The organism is Bradyrhizobium sp. WSM2793 (genome assembly GCF_000379585.1).
Taxonomy (GTDB): Bacteria; Pseudomonadota; Alphaproteobacteria; order Rhizobiales; family Xanthobacteraceae; genus Bradyrhizobium.
Genome location: NZ_KB902787.1, coordinates 80,204 through 97,097, shown reverse-complemented (window position 1 = coordinate 97,097; position 16,894 = coordinate 80,204). Strand labels below are relative to the sequence as shown.

21 protein-coding genes and 1 pseudogene are annotated in these 16,894 nt (G+C 58.4%); 21 read left to right on the top strand and 1 reads right to left on the bottom strand.

Translation table 11 applies throughout. The features are described 5' to 3' along the window. The first annotated feature begins 67 nt into the window (after nt 1-67). The 7 genes from nifE (at nt 68) to A3AS_RS0121440 (ending at nt 5,197) form a co-directional block, all read left to right on the top strand. A complete protein-coding gene (gene nifE / locus A3AS_RS0121470; RefSeq protein WP_018319623.1) occupies nt 68-1,714 on the top strand; it encodes a nitrogenase iron-molybdenum cofactor biosynthesis protein NifE in 1,647 nt (548 codons plus the stop codon). 10 nt (nt 1,715-1,724) lie between these two features. Further along, nucleotides 1,725-3,134, top strand: a complete 1,410-nt coding sequence (gene nifN, locus A3AS_RS0121465; RefSeq protein ID WP_018319622.1) for a nitrogenase iron-molybdenum cofactor biosynthesis protein NifN — start codon at nt 1,725-1,727, stop codon at nt 3,132-3,134. Next, nucleotides 3,131-3,526 carry a nitrogen fixation protein NifX gene (nifX, locus tag A3AS_RS0121460; RefSeq protein WP_018319621.1) on the top strand — a complete coding sequence of 132 codons (396 nt, stop codon included), beginning with the start codon at nt 3,131-3,133 and terminating at the stop codon, nt 3,524-3,526. The genes nifN and nifX overlap by 4 nt, the downstream gene beginning before the upstream one ends. Before the next feature lie 6 nt (nt 3,527-3,532). Further along, a complete protein-coding gene (locus A3AS_RS0121455) occupies nt 3,533-4,009 on the top strand; it encodes a NifX-associated nitrogen fixation protein (protein ID WP_018319620.1) in 477 nt (158 codons plus the stop codon). Further along, nucleotides 4,006-4,206 (top strand): CCE_0567 family metalloprotein, encoded by a 201-nt coding sequence (locus A3AS_RS0121450; protein WP_018319619.1) that lies wholly within the window; start codon nt 4,006-4,008, stop codon nt 4,204-4,206. The genes A3AS_RS0121455 and A3AS_RS0121450 overlap by 4 nt, the downstream gene beginning before the upstream one ends. 14 nt (nt 4,207-4,220) lie before the next feature. Then, entirely contained in the window at nt 4,221-4,520 is a 300-nt protein-coding gene (gene fdxB, locus A3AS_RS0121445; protein ID WP_018319618.1) for a ferredoxin III, nif-specific, read from the top strand. Nucleotides 4,521-4,801: 281 nt separating this feature from the next. Next, nucleotides 4,802-5,197 carry a Rieske 2Fe-2S domain-containing protein gene (locus A3AS_RS0121440; protein ID WP_018319617.1) on the top strand — a complete coding sequence of 132 codons (396 nt, stop codon included), beginning with the start codon at nt 4,802-4,804 and terminating at the stop codon, nt 5,195-5,197. A 9-nt stretch (nt 5,198-5,206) separates the two neighbouring features. Here the strand turns inward: A3AS_RS0121440 and A3AS_RS0121435 are convergent, their stop codons facing one another. After that, a complete protein-coding gene (locus A3AS_RS0121435) occupies nt 5,207-5,797 on the bottom strand; it encodes a hypothetical protein (protein WP_018319616.1) in 591 nt (196 codons plus the stop codon). A 274-nt stretch (nt 5,798-6,071) separates the two neighbouring features. Between A3AS_RS0121435 and A3AS_RS0121430 the strand changes: the two genes are divergently transcribed. The 14 genes and pseudogenes from A3AS_RS0121430 to A3AS_RS0121355 all read left to right on the top strand — a co-directional run bounded on the left by A3AS_RS0121430 (nt 6,072) and on the right by A3AS_RS0121355 (nt 16,640). Next, on the top strand, nt 6,072-6,392 hold the full coding sequence (locus A3AS_RS0121430; RefSeq protein WP_018319615.1) for an iron-sulfur cluster assembly accessory protein: 321 nt from the start codon (nt 6,072-6,074) through the stop codon (nt 6,390-6,392). 20 nt (nt 6,393-6,412) lie between these two features. After that, nucleotides 6,413-6,703 carry a NifU family protein gene (locus A3AS_RS0121425; RefSeq protein WP_018319614.1) on the top strand — a complete coding sequence of 97 codons (291 nt, stop codon included), beginning with the start codon at nt 6,413-6,415 and terminating at the stop codon, nt 6,701-6,703. Beyond that, nucleotides 6,700-7,872: a cysteine desulfurase NifS gene (gene nifS, locus A3AS_RS0121420; protein ID WP_026202222.1), complete on the top strand. Its 1,173-nt coding sequence runs from the start codon at nt 6,700-6,702 to the stop codon at nt 7,870-7,872. The genes A3AS_RS0121425 and nifS overlap by 4 nt, the downstream gene beginning before the upstream one ends. Nucleotides 7,873-7,877: 5 nt before the next feature. Continuing rightward, nucleotides 7,878-8,102 carry a putative nitrogen fixation protein NifT gene (nifT, locus tag A3AS_RS0121415; protein WP_018319613.1) on the top strand — a complete coding sequence of 75 codons (225 nt, stop codon included), beginning with the start codon at nt 7,878-7,880 and terminating at the stop codon, nt 8,100-8,102. After that, nucleotides 8,099-8,948 (top strand): annotated as a pseudogene (locus A3AS_RS50090) (SIR2 family protein). The gene nifT and the pseudogene A3AS_RS50090 overlap by 4 nt, the downstream one beginning before the upstream one ends. A gap of 337 nt (nt 8,949-9,285) precedes the next feature. Then, complete coding sequence (nifB, locus tag A3AS_RS0121405; protein ID WP_018319612.1) at nt 9,286-10,845, top strand: nitrogenase cofactor biosynthesis protein NifB; 1,560 nt, start codon at nt 9,286-9,288, stop codon at nt 10,843-10,845. Between the two features lie 10 nt (nt 10,846-10,855). After that, nucleotides 10,856-11,080: a 4Fe-4S binding protein gene (locus tag A3AS_RS45380; protein WP_018319611.1), complete on the top strand. Its 225-nt coding sequence runs from the start codon at nt 10,856-10,858 to the stop codon at nt 11,078-11,080. A gap of 360 nt (nt 11,081-11,440) precedes the next feature. Further along, nucleotides 11,441-11,755 carry a nitrogen fixation protein NifZ gene (locus A3AS_RS0121395; RefSeq protein ID WP_018319609.1) on the top strand — a complete coding sequence of 105 codons (315 nt, stop codon included), beginning with the start codon at nt 11,441-11,443 and terminating at the stop codon, nt 11,753-11,755. Then, a complete protein-coding gene (locus A3AS_RS0121390; RefSeq protein ID WP_018319608.1) occupies nt 11,752-11,991 on the top strand; it encodes a nitrogen fixation protein NifZ in 240 nt (79 codons plus the stop codon). The genes A3AS_RS0121395 and A3AS_RS0121390 overlap by 4 nt, the downstream gene beginning before the upstream one ends. 15 nt (nt 11,992-12,006) lie before the next feature. Next, nucleotides 12,007-12,366 carry a DUF3024 domain-containing protein gene (locus tag A3AS_RS0121385; RefSeq protein ID WP_026202221.1) on the top strand — a complete coding sequence of 120 codons (360 nt, stop codon included), beginning with the start codon at nt 12,007-12,009 and terminating at the stop codon, nt 12,364-12,366. Between the two features lie 34 nt (nt 12,367-12,400). Further along, nucleotides 12,401-12,676, top strand: coding sequence for a DUF6129 family protein (locus tag A3AS_RS0121380; RefSeq protein WP_018319606.1), 276 nt, complete (start codon nt 12,401-12,403; stop codon nt 12,674-12,676). 34 nt (nt 12,677-12,710) lie between these two features. After that, on the top strand, nt 12,711-13,865 hold the full coding sequence (locus A3AS_RS0121375) for an aminotransferase class I/II-fold pyridoxal phosphate-dependent enzyme (protein ID WP_018319605.1): 1,155 nt from the start codon (nt 12,711-12,713) through the stop codon (nt 13,863-13,865). 568 nt (nt 13,866-14,433) lie between these two features. After that, complete coding sequence (locus A3AS_RS0121365) at nt 14,434-14,907, top strand: Rieske 2Fe-2S domain-containing protein (RefSeq protein WP_018319603.1); 474 nt, start codon at nt 14,434-14,436, stop codon at nt 14,905-14,907. A 1,385-nt stretch (nt 14,908-16,292) separates the two neighbouring features. After that, nucleotides 16,293-16,640: a ferredoxin gene (locus A3AS_RS0121355; protein WP_018319601.1), complete on the top strand. Its 348-nt coding sequence runs from the start codon at nt 16,293-16,295 to the stop codon at nt 16,638-16,640. Nucleotides 16,641-16,894: the final 254 nt, after the last annotated feature.

The following is a 16,894-nucleotide window of genomic DNA, read 5'->3' as shown; positions in this document are numbered from 1 at the left end:
CACTCGACGATGGCACAAGCACACGACGGTTGACCATGCAATTAGTTTGCGCTGAGAGGAAAAAGGGATGAGTTCACTAGCGGCCACGGTCCAAAATATTTTCGACGAGCCGGGCTGCGCCAAGAATGGCAGTAAGTCGGAGGCTGAACGGAAGAAGGGCTGCACCAAACAGCTGCAGCCGGGTAGCGCCGCCGGCGGCTGTGCTTTCGATGGCGCCAAGGTTGCGCTGCAGCCGTTCACTGACGTCGCTCACTTGGTGCATGGTCCGATCGCGTGCGAAGGTAATTCCTGGGACAATCGCGGCGCGGCGTCGTCCGGCTCGAATCTGTGGCGCACCGCATTCACAACCGATTTGAGCGAAACCGATATTGTATTCGGAGGCGAGAAGCGGCTCTGCAAAGCGATCAAGGAGATCATCGACAAGTGCGACCCGCCCGCCATCTTCGTCTATCAAACCTGCATCCCGGCGATGATCGGCGACGACATCAACGCAGTCTGTAAGGCAGCATCTCAAAGGTTCGCAAAGCCGGTGATCCCGATCAATTCCCCGGGCTTCGTCGGCTCGAAGAACCTCGGTAATAAGCTCGCCGGCGAGGCTTTGCTCGACTATGTAATCGGGACGCAAGAACCGGACTACACCACGCCGTACGATATCAACCTGATCGGGGAATACAACCTTTCGGGAGAGCTCTGGCAAGTGAAGCCATTGCTAGACGAGCTTGGAATACGGATTCTCTCCTGCATCTCCGGCGATGGCAAATATCGCGAAGTCGCTTCATCTCATCGCGCGCGGGCGGCGATGTTGGTGTGCTCAAAGTCCATGATCAACGTCGCACGCAAGATGGAGGAACGCTACGGGATCCCGTTCTTCGAGGGGTCGTTCTACGGTATTCAAGATTCGAGCGAATCGCTGCGTCAGCTTGCCCGCTTATTGGTTGAACGCGGCGCGCCGACAGATCTACTCCGCCGCACCGAAGCGGTGATCGCGCGCGAGGAGGCGTGGGCCTGGGCTGCGATCGAGCCGTACAAGCCACGATTCGAAGGCAAGAAGGCCTTGTTGATTACCGGCGGCGTCAAGTCATGGTCGGTCGTTGCGGCACTCCAGGAAGCCGGGCTTGAGTTAGTCGGAACCAGCGTGAAGAAATCAACCAGGGAAGACAAGGAGCGCATCAAGGAGCTCATGGGGCAGGATGCCCACATGATCGAGGACATGACGCCGCGCGAAATGTACAAGATGTTGAAGGACGCAAAAGCGGACATCATGCTATCGGGCGGCAAGTCGCAGTTCGTCGCGCTGAAAGCGGCGATGCCCTGGCTCGATATCAACCAGGAGCGCTGCCACGCCTATATGGGCTATGTCGGAATGGTCAAGCTGGTGGAGGAGATCGATAAGTCGCTCTCCAGTCCGATGTGGGAGCAGCTACGTCGACCGGCACCATGGGACGCATTGGCCAAGGCGATGGAGCAGATGCAATCGCCGGTGGCCGCGATCGACTGTGATCCGACGCTCGCCGAAACCGCGCGCCGCGCCAAGAAGATCTGCGTGTGTAACACGGTCGATCTGGGCACGATCGAGGATGCAATCTACGCGCACGGCCTGAGGAGCGTCGCAGCGGTCAGAGAGCATACCAATGCGGTCGGTGGCTGCTGCCAAAGACGCATCGAAGGTATCTTGGTGTCCGAGCCATCTGCCATGCGACAGGCCGCAGAATAGGGGAGGCGTCATGGCCATCGTCACGGCGCCGACAAAGGCCTGCGCTGTCAACCCGCTGAAGATGAGCCAGCCGATCGGCGGCGCATTCGCCTTCATGGGGCTGCGCGGGGCGATGCCGCTTCTGCACGGATCCCAGGGGTGCACATCCTTCGGGCTCACGCTCTTTGTCCGGCATTTCAAAGAGGCAGTACCGCTGCAGACCACCGCGATGAGCGAAGTCGCGACCGTACTCGGCGGCTATGAGAATCTCGAGCAGGCGATACTGAAAATCTACAACCGTACCAAGCCAAAGATCATCGGAATCTGCTCGACCGGTGTCACTGAGACCAACGGCGACGATGTGGATGCCTACCTCAAGCTCATCCGGAGCAAGCATCCGCAACTTGCAAAGTTGCCACTGGTGTATGTCTCGACGCCTGATTTCAAGGGCGCGTTCCAGGACGGCTGGGAGAAGGCTGTGGCGCGCATTGTGGAGGTGCTGGTGGAAGGGCCCAGCGCCAATGGCCTGCGGGATCCATCGAAGGTGAATGTTCTGCCGGGATGTCACCTCACGCCCGGCGACCTGGATGAACTCCGTGTCATATTGGAGGATTTCGGGTTGTGCCCGTCCTTCCTCCCTGACCTCGCGGGATCGCTCGATGGGCATATCCCCGATGAGTTTACGCCAACGACCATCGGCGGCATCGGCGTCGACGAAATTGCGAGCATGGGCCGCGCCGGGTGGACGATTGCAATCGGCGCGCAGATGCGGCGAGCGGCAGAGGTCATGCAGGTCAAGACCGACGTGCCTTTTCGTGTCTTCGAGCGGCTGTGTGGTCTCTGTCCGAACGACGAATTCATGACGTTCTTGAGCGAGATCAGCGGCCGCCCCATACCATTGAAATATCGGCGCCAGCGCGGTCAGCTCGCCGATGCAATGCTGGATGCGCACTTCCATATTGGCGGTCGCAAAGTTGCGATCGGCGCTGAGCCAGACCTTCTGTTCGATCTGTCCGGCATGCTGCACGACATGGGCGCGCACGTGACCGCGGCCGTGACGACCACTCAGTCGGAGGTGATCGAGCGGATCAAGACCAAGGAGGTACTCATTGGCGATCTCGAGGATCTGGAAGGGCTTGCCAAAACAAAGCATTGCGACCTGCTGATCACGCATTCGCATGGCAGGCAAGCGGCGGCCCGGCTGAAAGTGCCGTTCTATCGTATGGGGTTTCCGATGTTCGATCGACTTGGCGCGGGACACCAACTATCCGTGGGCTATCGTGGTACCCGCAATCTGATCTTCGAAATCGCCAATCTCGTGATCGCGCACCGCGAGGAGAACGATCAGCCTACGCCCGATAGATGGCGGACTGCGGCCGGACTACCACGATGCTCGGGGTATCGCAGCTCCACCGGCGCAGCTGAGAGGTCGATTGCATGAAGGTCGCATTTGCCACTCAGGACCTGAGACGCGTCGATGCCCATTTTGGTTGGGCAAAGAATATCGCAATCTACGATGTCACGCCTGGCGGGCACGTGTTTCTCAAAGCGATTGAGTTTGAGGGCGATCATAAGGAAGACGGCAACGACGACAAGTTGGCGCCGAAGATCGAGGCGATCAAGGATTGCGCAATCCTTTACGTCGCCGCCATTGGCGGTGCCGGGGCTGCGCGAGTGGTGGCCAACAAGATCCATCCTATCAAGGTGAATAAGCCAGAAAGCATTCTGGTGTTGCTCGAAAAACTCGAGCGCGTACTGAAGGGCACGCCACCTCCCTGGCTACGCAAGGCCATGGCAAAGGACCGACGGTGTACGTTCGAGTTCGATGAATGAGGTGATATGACCGCAAAAATAGAGCAGCAGGGCAGCGCCGTCGACGCGCCGTTCCTCAAGGAGTTGATCAAGATTTGGCGTGCTCGGGATACCAACGGAGCCTGGGAGGCGAAGAGCGATCTTGACCTGCTCGAACCCTATATCCTTGACAAGGAGAAACGGCGCGCATTGCCGATTATCGGTGATCCTGATCCCGATACGCTGTGGCGGCTTAAGCTGTTCTTCGATGCGGTCGCGCTCTCGATCGAGAGGGAAACCGGTGTGATGATCCAGCCGATCCTGGATCTGCATCATGAAGGCTTCGGCCGCATGGTGCTCATCTCAGGCCGGCTGATCGCCGTGAACAAGCAGCTGCGCGATGTGCATCGCTTCGGATTTCCCAATTTCGTAAAGCTCGCGCAGGAGGGCGACAAATATGTCAGCGACGGAATCGACCTGATTCGGAAATTTCCGGACGTGGCGAACTATTGGGGATACTCATGAGCGATCGTGAAACACTGAAGGCAGAACTAAAGAAGCTGTCTGTCAAGGCGACACAAGCCAAGATGGATCTGCACGATCTTTCGGAAGAATTGCCCGTCAACTGGACCTCAATCATGGTGGTGGCGCAGAAGGCGCACAATGCCTATGCCGAACTCGAGCGCAAGAGCCATGATTTGAAGGCGCTGGAAAATACTTAAAGGGGGCCCGACCCATGTCATTTGCAACGCGCGATGGACGCAACTGGACACCAGAATATCTGATCTCGATCAATAGCAAGAAGTGCATCGGCTGTGGCCGCTGTTTCAAGGTGTGCGGTCGAGATGTCATGACCTTGAAAGGTATCAACGAGGAGGGCGAACTTGTCGACCTCGACAATGACGAGGACGATGAAATCGAAAAGAAGGTCATGATTCTGAACGATCAGGGCGCTTGCATCGGCTGTGGTGCATGCGCCAGGGTTTGCCCGGCCAACTGCCAGACCCACGTTTCAGGCGCAGTCGAAGCTGCGTGAGCGAAGGCGGCTACCAGCCACCGCGTTAGCTCTCCGGCAAATGGTCCAGAAAGGTTGAAGCGCGAAAGCTGCAGCTGCGCAGCCAGCATGGAAAGGGCAGCAAGGCTCAATGCTCGTGCGAATTGGTCTGAATTATGCGCCCGGGCCAATGAAGTGTGCCGCAATGGCGAAGCTTGCGCCTTGGATTGCCAGAAACACGATCCGTTCCGGCACTTGTAGGGTTCTTGCAGGGGTGATTGCACAGCGACAATGAAGAACGTCTTGCAATAAACGAGCGATGAATGCAGCCAAATCCCATCTATGCGATTTGCGGCTTTAACGAGATTCCGAGCCGCCAGGCCATGGGATTCCATCTTATGGTCGTCGAAGATGACGGCAATCACCGGCCGTGGTCCATCATTGTGGTGCGCTGGGGCAAAAAGGTGCTTGGCTATGTCAATAAATGCCCGCACAACAGCGTCAATTTGGACTGGGAGCGGAACGAATTCCTCGATCCATACGGTATCCGGCTGATGTGCGGCAAGCACGGTTCGACCTTCGAACTCGGCACCGGGCGGTGCGTCGAAGGTCCATGTCAGGGTAGAGCGCTCACACCGATCGCGTTGGCGGTTCTGGATGGTGATATCTGTGTCCTCGGCGTGCGTCTTGTCGAAGACGATGCATCTCCCAACAACTGAAGACCGCGCTCAGACCGGCCGGTTCTCGTTGCGGTTTTTCACGGGCTCCATCCTCTTTAGCCCGTCGTGGTACGAGATCTCCTCATAGGACAAATCGAGATCCTTTGCGGCATCGAGGAGGTAATCAAGCTTGCCGCCCGGATCGAGCTTCTTGATGTCGTCCTTGTTGAGCCCGACCAGGTCCATCATCTCCTTCCAAACGGTGGATTCATCGCACGGTAAGACGTGGAAGTTAATATCACCGAGCTTGATTCGATATTTCGCGAGCAAATCTATGTTGTTGCAGAAGATGAAGTAGCTGCCGTTTGGGCTTAAGGCACCGTCAAGGACAGTCGCGACGTCAGCAAGATAGGCGAAGGAATGCAGGTAGCCGGCCAGCACCGGAATAGTGCGTTCTCCGTCCTGCGCGATCGTCAACACCTGTTCGATCGAATAGTCCGGCGGCCGTTTCTCGTCCGCGACTTGGGTCTGGAATTTTAGTGCGACGTCGCCGCGAAAGCCGAACCGGCCCGGCTTGGTAGTCCCGCCTTTGAGTACGGCATTGAGCAGGCGGCCCTCCTTCTCAAGTCTGCCGAGTGCGGTGTTCTCGATTGCAGTCATTAAATTCTTCCTCGATCTAAGCTCTTAACCGACGCCTTGGCCGGTGCCAGATGCGATGCAAATTGCTTGCCGTTGCATGCGTAGGGGCCTCCAGGCGTAGGTCAGAAAGAAAACGCGTCAGTGGGCTGCGATCGCCTCAACTAGCCTTGTCAGGAACCCGACACCGGTCCCAAAGCCAACAGGCGCGATCCGAAAAAGTGAGTATCATCAAGCGTCTGCGCGCTGGCACGTGACTTGCCCTTGGTAGCTAGATCCAAGGTGATGAGGGAAAGCCGTGATCAACCTGACGGATAGCGCAGTGAATGCAATCAAGAGCGCGATTTCATCGTCGACGCACCCGACCGGCGGTCTGCGCATCATGATCGAAGCAGGCGGCTGCAATGGATTCAAATACAAGATGGGTCTGGCCGAGGAAGCGAAGCCTGACGACACTGTGATCGAATGCGACGGGCTGAAGGTGTTCGTCGATAACAAGAGCCGTGAGCATCTGGTCGGCACGACCATCGATTTCGTGATGGCACTGGAGAGCTCTGGCTTTACCTTTCATAACCCGAACGCCACCGCGAACTGCTCCTGCGGAAAATCGTTCAGCTGATGAGAAGCAGACATCGAAGCATGCCGGCCGCACCAGAACAACTAAGGCAATCGTCGTCCACTGCGATAGGCCGAGAGCGTCGCATTCGCGGCGCAATCGAAGAGATCCGACCCAATCTGCAACGCGACGGTGGCGACTGTCACCTGATCGGGATTGATGGCAGCAGGGTCACGGTCAGGCTGACCAGTGCCTGCACGTTGTGCAAGCTTTCGAGGGTGACGCTGGAAGGCATTCAGGCGCGTCTGGTCGATAAACTCGGCGAATTGGTTCGCCTGATCCCCGTTGCTGCTGCAGGCGAGGCAGTGGATTGAGCAAAATTCGAGTGCCGATTTACCTCGATAATAATGCAACGACGCGGACCGATCCATCCGTCGTGCAAGCCATGTTGCCGTTCTTCACCGAGCAATTCGGCAACGCCTCGTCCACGCATGCCTTTGGCAGCGAGGTCGCAGTCGCTGTGAGGCAGGCCCGGCGCAGCTTGCGGGGCCTGCTAGGGAACGCATACGATCATGAAATCGTTTTCACCTCGGGAGGGACCGAGGCCAATAATGCCGCGGTCCTCTCTGCGCTTGCGACGCAGGAAGAGCGCGACGAGATCGTCACCACCTCGGTTGAGCACTCCGCCATTCTTGCGCTAACCGAGCAATTGACGACAAGAGGAGTCAAGACGCACATCGTACCCGTAGATTCCCGCGGCCGGCTCGACGTCGAGGCGTTTCGCTGCGCGCTCGGGCCACGCACAGCGATTGTCTCGGTTATGTGGGCCAACAACGAGACCGGAACGATGTTTCCTGTGGAGTTTCTGGCCGGGTTGACCCGTGAGGCGGGCGCGCTGTTTCACACCGATGCGGTCCAGGCCATCGGTAAGGTGCGCGTGAACCTAAAGGACAGTGCGATCGACATGCTGTCGCTATCCGCGCACAAACTGCACGGCCCCAAGGGGGTCGGCGCGCTATATTTGCGCAAAGGGACAAAATTCCGACCGCTGATCTGCGGCGGATCACAGGAACGAGGGCGTCGCGGCGGGACTGAGAATATTCCCGGCATCGTCGGCCTGGGAAAGGCTGCCGAGCTTGCCGCGGAGCGGCTCGAACCGGAGCGCGTTCGCATTGGCGCGTTGCGCGACCGCCTTGAGCAGGGAATTTTGCACAATGGCGAGTGCGTTGCGCTCGGTGATATCAGCAATCGATTAGCGAACACGGCCAATATTGTCTTCGATCATCTCGAAGGCGAAGCCATCGTTCACCATCTCAATCGCGCGGGCATCGCCGTGTCGATCGGATCAGCCTGCAACTCCGGCTCAATGCAGCCATCGCATGTTCTGCATGCGATGCAGGTGCCGGCGTGGCGGATACGCGGCGCGGTGCGCTTTTCTCTGTCGCGTGAAACCTCCTTCGCGGAGGTCGATGAGGTCGTGTGCGCAGTGTCCGACATCGTGGCTCGCCTGCGCGCCACCTCCCGCGTCACAGTCAGGGAGTAGACCTCGTGAAAATCATGATCCGCCGGTCTCCGGACGCCGGCCTGTCGATCTACGTGCCAAAAAAGGATCTCGAGGAGCCCATCGTGGAATCCGAGTACGAGACGCTATGGGGCGGCTGGATCAAAGTAGCTAATGGCTGGGTGCTCGATTTGCCCGAGATGGCGAGCGACACACGATTACCGATCACAATCAACGCTAAAAAACGGGGCGAGAACGGGGACGATCCGTGAAGGCGCCTCCGCAGATCGACTTTGTCGATGCGGCCGATGCAACGGCCACGCTCGTGGACCTCGCTGCCGGCCTGAGGGCCGCGAGCATTGTTCCCTATCTCGGTCCTGGCCTCACCGAATTGTGCAGATCCGATGTGCCGACCACACCAGAGGCGTTGGCCGGCTTCTTCGGCAGCAAAATTGCGCTGCCGCGGCGGGCTAGGGGAAATGCGTGGGCGTCGGCGCAGCATTCTCGAGATCAGCAAACATCGGTCCGCCGTGACGGCATTGATGACGCAGGCCTTCGCTCGGCCAGTCGAGCTGACGCGGTTGCACCATCATCTTGCTTCCCTGTCGCTGCCCGTCATAGTAGACGCGTGGTATGATGCCGCCATGCGCGCGGCGCTGGGTAAGCGCGATGGATGGGGCGAAGTGCAGGGTATCACCCGCGGCGGGATTGGCGAGAATCGCTGGTATCGCTTTTACGATTCAGTTGGCCAAGAGGTCGACAGTGCCGTGGCCGGCAGCCGGGCGACGGTGTTGTACAAGCCGCATGGCAGCGTGCAGCCGGCCAACAACATGACTATGTTGAGGCGTTGAGCGAAATCGACATTCAGACGCCAATTCCGGGACATCATCAAGGAAAGGCGAACCGGACAGACCTTTCTCTTCATCGGCTGTCGCTTCAACGACCAGCTGTTGCGTAGTTATGCGCGGCAGATCATCAAGCGCTCGGCCGACACCCACTATGCGATCGTTGATCCGGACGCACTCTCTCGCAACGAGCTCCGCTTTCTACTCGAGCAAGGCCTGACACCGCTTGCGATTGGGCTCCCTTGCGCGGTTGAGATACTGCTCACCCATTAGCGGCCTTGTGTAGCCGGATCCCCCAGCTCGTATCGGCATATTGCGAGAGCCGCAACGAGAGAAAACCCGTTCAGGTGGAGCCGGGTTGCGGCTTAGCGCGAGAATGAATGCGCAAGCCATGGAGCTCTGCGTGAGAATGACGACGTATCTGTCGCATTGTCAACAAGCGCATCATTGCTGTTCTTACATGCGCCAGCGCCGATCTTTTCCGCTAGCTCGTTGGCGTATGGTTGCAATTTCATCGTCTCCGCCATGGCATGCAAGTTGCTACCCAGCTTCTTGAGGCTCGCTCACGGATGGTCCTGGGAGGCCGATGATGCCTGCAGGGAAAAATGAAATGAACGCGGTCGTCGAACGCGGAAAATATGCCAAAGCTGCAGTGGATAGCGGCAAATTGATGCAGCCCGCCGCCGAGCATAAGGGCTGCCGCGCCTTGGCGAAGACCGGGCAGGCGAGCTGCGGCTCGCAGGCAGGCCAAGGCGATCTGCCGACCGAAATCTGGGAAAAGGTCAAGAACCATCCCTGCTACAGCGAAGAAGCGCATCATCATTACGCCCGCATGCATGTCGCGGTCGCGCCTGCCTGCAACATCCAGTGCAATTACTGCAACCGAAAATACGACTGCGCCAATGAATCGCGTCCGGGCGTGGTGAGCGAGAAGCTCACGCCGGAGGAGGCGGTAAGAAAAGTGCTCGCGGTCGCGACCACTATTCCCCAGATGACGGTGCTTGGCATCGCTGGTCCCGGCGATCCCCTGGCCAATCCAGCAAAGACGTTCAAGACGTTCGAGCTGGTCGCCAAGGCGGCTCCCGACATCAAGCTGTGTCTGTCAACCAATGGACTGGCTCTGCCGGATCATATTGATACCATCGCCAGGTCCAAAATTGACCACGTCACCATCACCATCAACATGGTCGATCCCGAAATCGGCGCCAAGATCTATCCGTGGATCTTTTTCAACCACAAGCGCTATACCGGCATCGACGCGGCAAAGATACTCACCGATCGCCAGCTGCAAGGCCTCGAGATGCTTAGCGAACGGGGTATCCTGTGCAAGGTCAACTCGGTGATGATCCCAAACATCAACGACGACCACCTGGTCGAGGTCAACAAGGCGGTGAAGTCGCGCGGTGCCTTCCTTCACAATATCATGCCGCTGATCTCCGCGCCCGAGCACGGCACCGTATTTGGCCTCAACGGTCAGCGCGGACCGACGGCGCAGGAATTGAAGGCGCTGCAAGATGCTTGTGAAGGGGAGATAAAAATGATGCGGCATTGCCGCCAGTGCCGCGCCGATGCGGTCGGTCTACTCGGAGAGGATCGCAGCGCAGAGTTCACAACCGAGCAGGTCATGAAAATGGACGTCCAATATGACTTAGAGATGCGCAAGGCATATCAGGACAGGGTAGAGGATGAGCGTGCCGCCAAAGTCGCGGCCGGCCGAAAGGAGCTTGCGGAATTTGCCGGAGAGATGAGCGCGATCACTCTTTTGGTGGCCGTCGCAACCAAGGGCTCGGGGTTGATCAACGAGCACTTTGGGCATGCAAAGGAATTCCAGGTGTACGAACTTTCTACATCCGGCGCCAAATTCGTTGGCCACCGCCGCGTGGACGTTTACTGCCAGGGCGGTTATGGCGAGGAGGACAGGCTTTCCGCCATCATGCGTGGCATCCAGGACTGCCATGCGGTCTTCGTGGCCAAGATCGGCGGCTGCCCGAAAAGCAATCTGATCAAGGCGGGGATCGAGCCGGTCGATCAATACGCCCATGAGTTCATTGAGAAGTCGGCGATCGCCTGGTTCAGATCCTATCTGGACCAGGTGAAACGCGGGGAGATCCAGCACGCGCAGCGCGGCGACGCCGCGATCCGGCAAGGATCTCTGAACTCTGCAGCGTAAGGGGGAATATGTGCCATTCAAGATCATCGCCTCGCAGTGTACGAGCTGCTCAGCCTGCGAACCCTTATGCCCGAACGTTGCCATCTCGGAGAAGGGGGGGAACTTTTTCATTGAAGCAGCGAAATGCACCGAATGTGTTGGCTATTTCGACGAGCCGCAATGTGTCGCCGCCTGTCCGGTCGACAATACCTGCGTAGTTGACACATCCTTGCCTCGCTACCAGGCGCCAGCCTAACGCGTGAGCCCCCATGAACGGCATGCCAAGAGCTGGTGCTGAAAACGTCGCAAGCTTCGTGCTGCGTGTTGGCGGCGGCGCAGGCTCCGACGTTCGGTCCTCCATCACGGAGGGCGACTGCTCTGGATTGCCCTGCAATAGTGCTGTTGCTGGTCGGCAGCGCGGCCCTGGCGGGCATTTCATTCTGCGCGGCGGTCCAAAGGCGCTTCGCGATGCCGAGAGCGGTCTTCCAGGCGGAGCTGCCATCGCCGATGTGACTGACGATGCCGCGCGAGCATGAACTGATGCATGATCTCGCCTGCGATTTCGAAGCGACTCGCTGAATCTCTACGAGGGAGCGATGCGCATGAGGAGCGGTACATGAACAGCATTGTTCGCGACAGCGACGTCGTCGAGCTCAGCGAGGCGCCTGTCTTCAGCTTTGGCCAAAAGCTGCGAGCCAATCGCACCATCCGCAATGATGGCACCTATCGCGGCAAGGAGATTGGCGACGTCTTGGTCAAGAAGGGAGAGGTGGGTTACGTTGTCTCGATCGGCACGTTCCTGCAGCAATTCTACATCTACGGCGTCGAGTTTCTGGAAAGCGGCTACCGCGTTGGCATGAAGCGCAAGGAACTGGAGCCGGTGGACGCCTGCGAGGAGATCGATGATCTGCCATTGCCGGAGGAGTCATGACCCAGCCCGGCTTTCCGAAATATCGGCGCGGCCAGCGGGTCAAAACCGCAGTCGACCTCATCAACGACTGCTCATTTCCCAATAAGGAGCCCGAGGGAGTCTTGCTCGCCGCCGGAGCGACCGGCGAGATCATCAACGTCGCTATCCATACCGAAGCGAACGTGCCGATCTATATTGTCGATTTTGGTGAGCAGCTACTCATCGGCTGTCTTGAAGAAGAAATCACAGTGCTTTGAATGGAGGCTTTCGCCATGAATGCCGCGCTGATGAGAAAGGTAAAGGCCGGGCTGGTGCCTCACCCCAACGAGCTCGATCGCAAACGGATCGAGCGCGGCTTGAGCTCGCGCAAGCGCTATCTCTACGTCTTGCCGAACGTGACGCAGGTGAGGGGCGGCTACCTCATCGAGAGCCCCTGTTGCTCGCGCAACATCGACAAGGATGGCGCTCTCATCGATGTCGCGCTGATTCTTTATGATGCCGTGAGCGGGATCTGGAAGCTGTTTCGCAAGAACCACGCGCGAGGCATCTGGGAATTTTACAGCCTTTACCATCGGTTGACTTCTGCAATCGACGAATTGAATGCGGATCCGGAGCGTCTGTTCTGGCAATGACGAACCACGGTCGAGGAATCATAGAGGAGCCACGATGGCGCTCACCGCGGAGGAATTGATCGAAATCGAGCGGCTGCTTGCAGCCGATTGCGCCGAGATGGGTCCGTTTGTCGAGCTACGGCGCCGCTTTCCGCAGCTTTCTTGGGTGCGCTGTGATGCGTCGGATGTAGCGGATCGTCCGTTCCGGCAGTTTCCTCGTTTCGACCTTCATCTGATCGATGGATCGGATCACTGCGTGCAGATTACGGCCGATCCGACGCGGGCGACCGGCATCGTATTGGCCAAAAGGAATTTGGGCGGTGAGCACTGAACTAGTAGAATATCGGCTTGATGGCGCGCACACTGTGGAGAAGAATACATCATTCATTCCACTGTCCGATCCCGATATCACCTTCGCCGAGCTCTCTGCCGTGGAAAAGTTGCTGTGTTCGCCGCAAATCTCCAACGGGCAGATCACTGAGGCGTTTGAGCACGCTTTCGCCGCCTATCTTGGCCGCAAATATGCTGTTGCAGTCTCCAGTGGTACCATCGGGCTCCTGCTTGCGCTGAGGGCGCTCGGCATTGGCCCGGGGCAGGAAGTTGTTGCCTCGCCCTACTCCTTTCGTGAGACCGCGCATGCCATCAGTCTCGCAGGCGCACGAGCGGTATTTGCCGATATCGACTATTGGTCGGGAGCATTAGTCCCAGCGAAGGTCGAAGAGCGCATCACGGCCAACACGCGGGCCATTGTCGCCGGCAATCCCAACGGTCATCCCGCGCCATGGTCGGAACTGCGCGCGGTCGCGCAGCGCCATCAGCTGCTGCTTTTGGAGGACTCCACCGAGGCGATCGGATCGAGCTACAAGGGTGAGCTCGTCGGCCGGTTTGGTGACCTCGCGGTGTTCGACTTTGCCCAGCCGGCGGCCCTGACCTGTGGCGAAGGCGCAATGGTGGTGACCGACGATATCGACATCGCGGTCGGCATGCGTCGCCATCGCCTCCATCGTCTGGACGAGCGCTCCTCAGTTGTTGTCGGTAGCACCGCACCGTACCAGGCTGGCATGAGCGATCTCACGGCTGCCTTGGGCCTGGCGCAGCTCAAGCGTCTCAATGAGATCCTGGAGCGGCGTCGGTTAATCGACCAGCTTTACAACGCGCATATGCAATCATTTGAGGGCATCAAGCCTCCTTATGTTGGACCCCATGTGACCGAGGTGAACTGGTTGCTTTATCTCGTTCATCTGGGGACGCGCTTTACGCGATCGGGGCGCGACGCCATTATCGATGATCTGCGCGGCGCACGGGTTGAATGCGCCGCCTATAGCCAGCCCCTGCACTTGCAACGCCACTATTTTGATTTCGGCTATCGGCGTGGCGATTTCCTGGTTACGGAAAAAATAGCCGATCGCGCTCTGGCGCTTCCGTTTCACACCCATCTCACGAACGAGCAGATCGAGTTTATCGTCGAGACCATGAAAGATGCGTCGATCAACGTGGGAGCGGGTGCAGCGATTTACTGAGATGCTCGTCATCCACGGCACGGAAGAACGAGGAGTGAATTGCGATGATCACAGTGTTTGTCATCGCAAGTGATGAGCAAGGGGACCGAGGATACGCGTTGCCGGGCGCACATCGTGATCCAAACAAATGCGGGAGCGCGCCGGATGCCGCTGGAGGCATGCACTCGTCTTGACGAAGAGAAATCCTCCGAGCGAGCGCAAAGGAGACCTGCTCGATAGTAGAAAAGGCGCCGCGTCCAAGGCGCGGCTTGAGGCCCACGCGCCAAGGTGCCCGAAACCAAGCACATCAGGGTCGAGAGATTCTCGGTGTCGGCTCGGGATCTTTAGAGTTACCAAAACAGGGGATCGATATGAACTCGCAACAAGTCATCATCCACGTCCGCTTCGGTCCAAACGGGAGGGTGATCCAAATCAGCGACCGTCCGGCGAAGCTCACATCGAACCAATGGTTTGATATCCTCAACGCCCGTGCCAGCTCGGCTTATCGGCCGCTCGCTCGTGGCCGTGGGATTTTTCGGCTGAGCCGGACTGCGCTCGATGCCTTCAAGCAGGAAGCTGCGCGGCCGGGATGAGCGAACCGACAATTGGCAAGCTGATGAGCGATCAGATCGAGGTTTTTGCCGTCTGTCCGGCTGATGCCATCGAGCGGAGCGGCGCCATGGGCTTTAGCCTGTCGCGGATCGATGATAGGGGCGAGAGCCGGCCGTTTCCAATTATTGTGGTGCGCACCTTCGGCAACGACTATTTTGGTTACGTCAATCGTTGTCCGCATGAAAGCGTCTGGCTCAACATCGGCTCCGGTGCGTTTTTCTCGGCTGACGGCTCCTTTCTCAGATGCGGCCGGCACGGTGCAAGATTCGAGATCGACACTGGAATGTGCATCGACGGCCCCTGCGATGGACAATCGCTTGAGCCGCTAGCGCTCGCCGTGATCGAAGGTGACGTCTGCCTGTGCGGCGTCAAGCTGCTGGAGGACGATCGGTTCGCCGACCCGTTCGGGGACAGCGACGAAACCATGGATATCACGATCCACCCGGACTAACGGGCCCATCGCTTTGCTGTTGCTCAAGCTACCTCAGGCGCTTTGCCGCCGGACGAGGCTGGTCGTACTTCTGAGCGTTGGCAGATGCGCGTCACGGCCTTTGACTTGTGAGATAAAACGGGCAGCCCGCCGGATTGCGCCCTTGCACTCCCGCGATCTCCGTCGCACCAAGAAGCTGCTCTTGTTTGCGTCGAGCCGGCAGGCAGGACACCCTTCGTACTGCCGACGATATGTTCGAGCGGGAAATGCCCCCGGCGGCTGGAAGTTCGCCGAGGGCATCGTCTGGGCTGGGGAAATGGAGGGACCCAGACTGACAGGACCGTTTGGGGAGGAATGACGATCCTGTGTCAGAAGTGTTTGGCCGGCCGGCGCAGCTGGCGTTATTGCCTGCTCTGCAACTGCAATGCCAATCCTCCGCTCGCGCGACGCCCTAGCGATTGGCGCCACCATCGTCAGAAGGATCGGTTAGGAGCAGATGCATTACTAGGCACGTGTTCGTTGTTCCGCATGCGCCGCGGCAAGCGCGTTTTGAGGTGTATCGTGCGAAGCGTGGGCCCAATCTGGGACCGCTGTGTTGCCGGTTTGCCGTTGCTGCCAATCAGGATTGCGGCCGGCTTGGCCTGCAGCCTCAAAGGCGCCCGGCGATCTCCTGCCTCGTTGGGCTCTCGCGACAGGCGCTATCTGTCGAGGCAAACGATAATCGGCAGCGGCGGAACGCAGCGTTCAGCTTTCGGGCGAAAAAGATGCTGTGGGCTCGCACTGGACGATGCGGCCAGCCGATCACGCCATGGCAGAACAGAGCGCGCAATTCACCGCGCGATCGTCGAGGATGGAGGCTCCTCGATAGGCGGCAGGAGGATCATGAAGATCGCCGATCGTTCCAAGGCATGATAGCGCAAGAGCTGGGCTAAATAACCGAGAGTCTCGCCCATTCTGCGTACGAACTGCAGACGGTTGAAGCGGTAGGTCAAATGCTACGCGAGGTTTGTCGTGTCCGAAAAGAAGCGAGATTGTCGCAACCTCGACACTAATTGTGACTCGCGACGGGCAGAGCAGGGGATCGTTGCAGAAACGAACGTTACGCATCTGGTGTGCAACTTGCTTTGGAGAAGTTGGACGGCGAGCAAGTGATGCGGGAGTAAAAAGATCGCGATGACGGCAGAAGAGGTTGGAATCGATCAAGGAGGCTGCTCCGGACGCGAAGGTATCTATCGCTGATCGTCAGCGACGACAATCACTATGACGCCCGCTCATTTCGCCTGCTTTCGCAAGCGCGAGTGGGAAACAGTAGCATCAATTGGTCGATGCGGCGTTCAGTCGACGGGGGCGATGTGCTCGCACCTTATCTCTTTTCAGATGAAGCCCATTGATCACAGGATAGGCGCATGAACTCAGAAACCGAATTCGAGCTTCCTCAACTTTATAGGCATCATGTCTTTGCCTGCAACACGCAGCGTCCGCCAACTCATCCGCACGGCAGCTGTGGCGCCTCCGGCGCGCAAGCCCTGTGGGATCGAATGGGCAAGGCGATCGAAGCGCAAGGCCTCAACGATATTGGCTTCACAATGGCAGGCTGCCTTGGCTTTTGTAACTCTGGTCCCTTGATGGTCGTTTATCCCGATGGAGTGTGGTATCGCGCGACCACGCCGGAGGACGTTGACGAAATCGTAAACTCCCACCTCAAGCAGGGCAAACGTGTCGACCGCCTTGTGATGGTGCTAAAGCGAAGCTAGAGGCTTCGCTTAGCGGCCACTTGCCCGGGCTAGCAGCATGGACGGCTTGTCCGTCCATGAGCTGGCCGCTCGGAGCTCGGGTCGTCTGAGGTTGAGCGGAGCCCTTACGCTCCGGGTCTGCGAACAGCAGGTCATTGACCTTGGCGCGGCGTGTCGCCGTTTTTCTCCGGCCCAATAAGCAAATGGCGCCTTCAATGCGCGACGAAACAAGAATATGATCATATGCTGGGTTGATCTGTTTGTGTACCGTCACT

Excerpts from the sequence above, each read along its gene's own strand:
- fdxB (WP_018319618.1), top strand. The coding sequence starts at position 4,221 with ATGTCATTTGCAACGCGCGATGGACGCAACTGGACACCAGAATATCTG.
- nifE (WP_018319623.1), top strand. The coding sequence starts at position 68 with ATGAGTTCACTAGCGGCCACGGTCCAAAATATTTTCGACGAGCCGGGC.
- A3AS_RS0121425 (WP_018319614.1), top strand. The coding sequence starts at position 6,413 with ATGCCGGCCGCACCAGAACAACTAAGGCAATCGTCGTCCACTGCGATA.
- A3AS_RS0121435 (WP_018319616.1), bottom strand. The coding sequence starts at position 5,797 with ATGACTGCAATCGAGAACACCGCACTCGGCAGACTTGAGAAGGAGGGC.
- A3AS_RS0121440 (WP_018319617.1), top strand. The coding sequence starts at position 4,802 with ATGCAGCCAAATCCCATCTATGCGATTTGCGGCTTTAACGAGATTCCG.
- A3AS_RS0121365 (WP_018319603.1), top strand. The coding sequence starts at position 14,434 with ATGAGCGAACCGACAATTGGCAAGCTGATGAGCGATCAGATCGAGGTT.
- A3AS_RS0121385 (WP_026202221.1), top strand. The coding sequence starts at position 12,007 with ATGAATGCCGCGCTGATGAGAAAGGTAAAGGCCGGGCTGGTGCCTCAC.
- A3AS_RS0121355 (WP_018319601.1), top strand. The coding sequence starts at position 16,293 with ATGAACTCAGAAACCGAATTCGAGCTTCCTCAACTTTATAGGCATCAT.
- A3AS_RS0121455 (WP_018319620.1), top strand. The coding sequence starts at position 3,533 with ATGACCGCAAAAATAGAGCAGCAGGGCAGCGCCGTCGACGCGCCGTTC.
- A3AS_RS0121395 (WP_018319609.1), top strand. The coding sequence starts at position 11,441 with ATGAACAGCATTGTTCGCGACAGCGACGTCGTCGAGCTCAGCGAGGCG.
- A3AS_RS0121450 (WP_018319619.1), top strand. The coding sequence starts at position 4,006 with ATGAGCGATCGTGAAACACTGAAGGCAGAACTAAAGAAGCTGTCTGTC.
- A3AS_RS0121390 (WP_018319608.1), top strand. The coding sequence starts at position 11,752 with ATGACCCAGCCCGGCTTTCCGAAATATCGGCGCGGCCAGCGGGTCAAA.
- nifB (WP_018319612.1), top strand. The coding sequence starts at position 9,286 with ATGAACGCGGTCGTCGAACGCGGAAAATATGCCAAAGCTGCAGTGGAT.
- A3AS_RS0121380 (WP_018319606.1), top strand. The coding sequence starts at position 12,401 with ATGGCGCTCACCGCGGAGGAATTGATCGAAATCGAGCGGCTGCTTGCA.
- nifX (WP_018319621.1), top strand. The coding sequence starts at position 3,131 with ATGAAGGTCGCATTTGCCACTCAGGACCTGAGACGCGTCGATGCCCAT.
- nifN (WP_018319622.1), top strand. The coding sequence starts at position 1,725 with ATGGCCATCGTCACGGCGCCGACAAAGGCCTGCGCTGTCAACCCGCTG.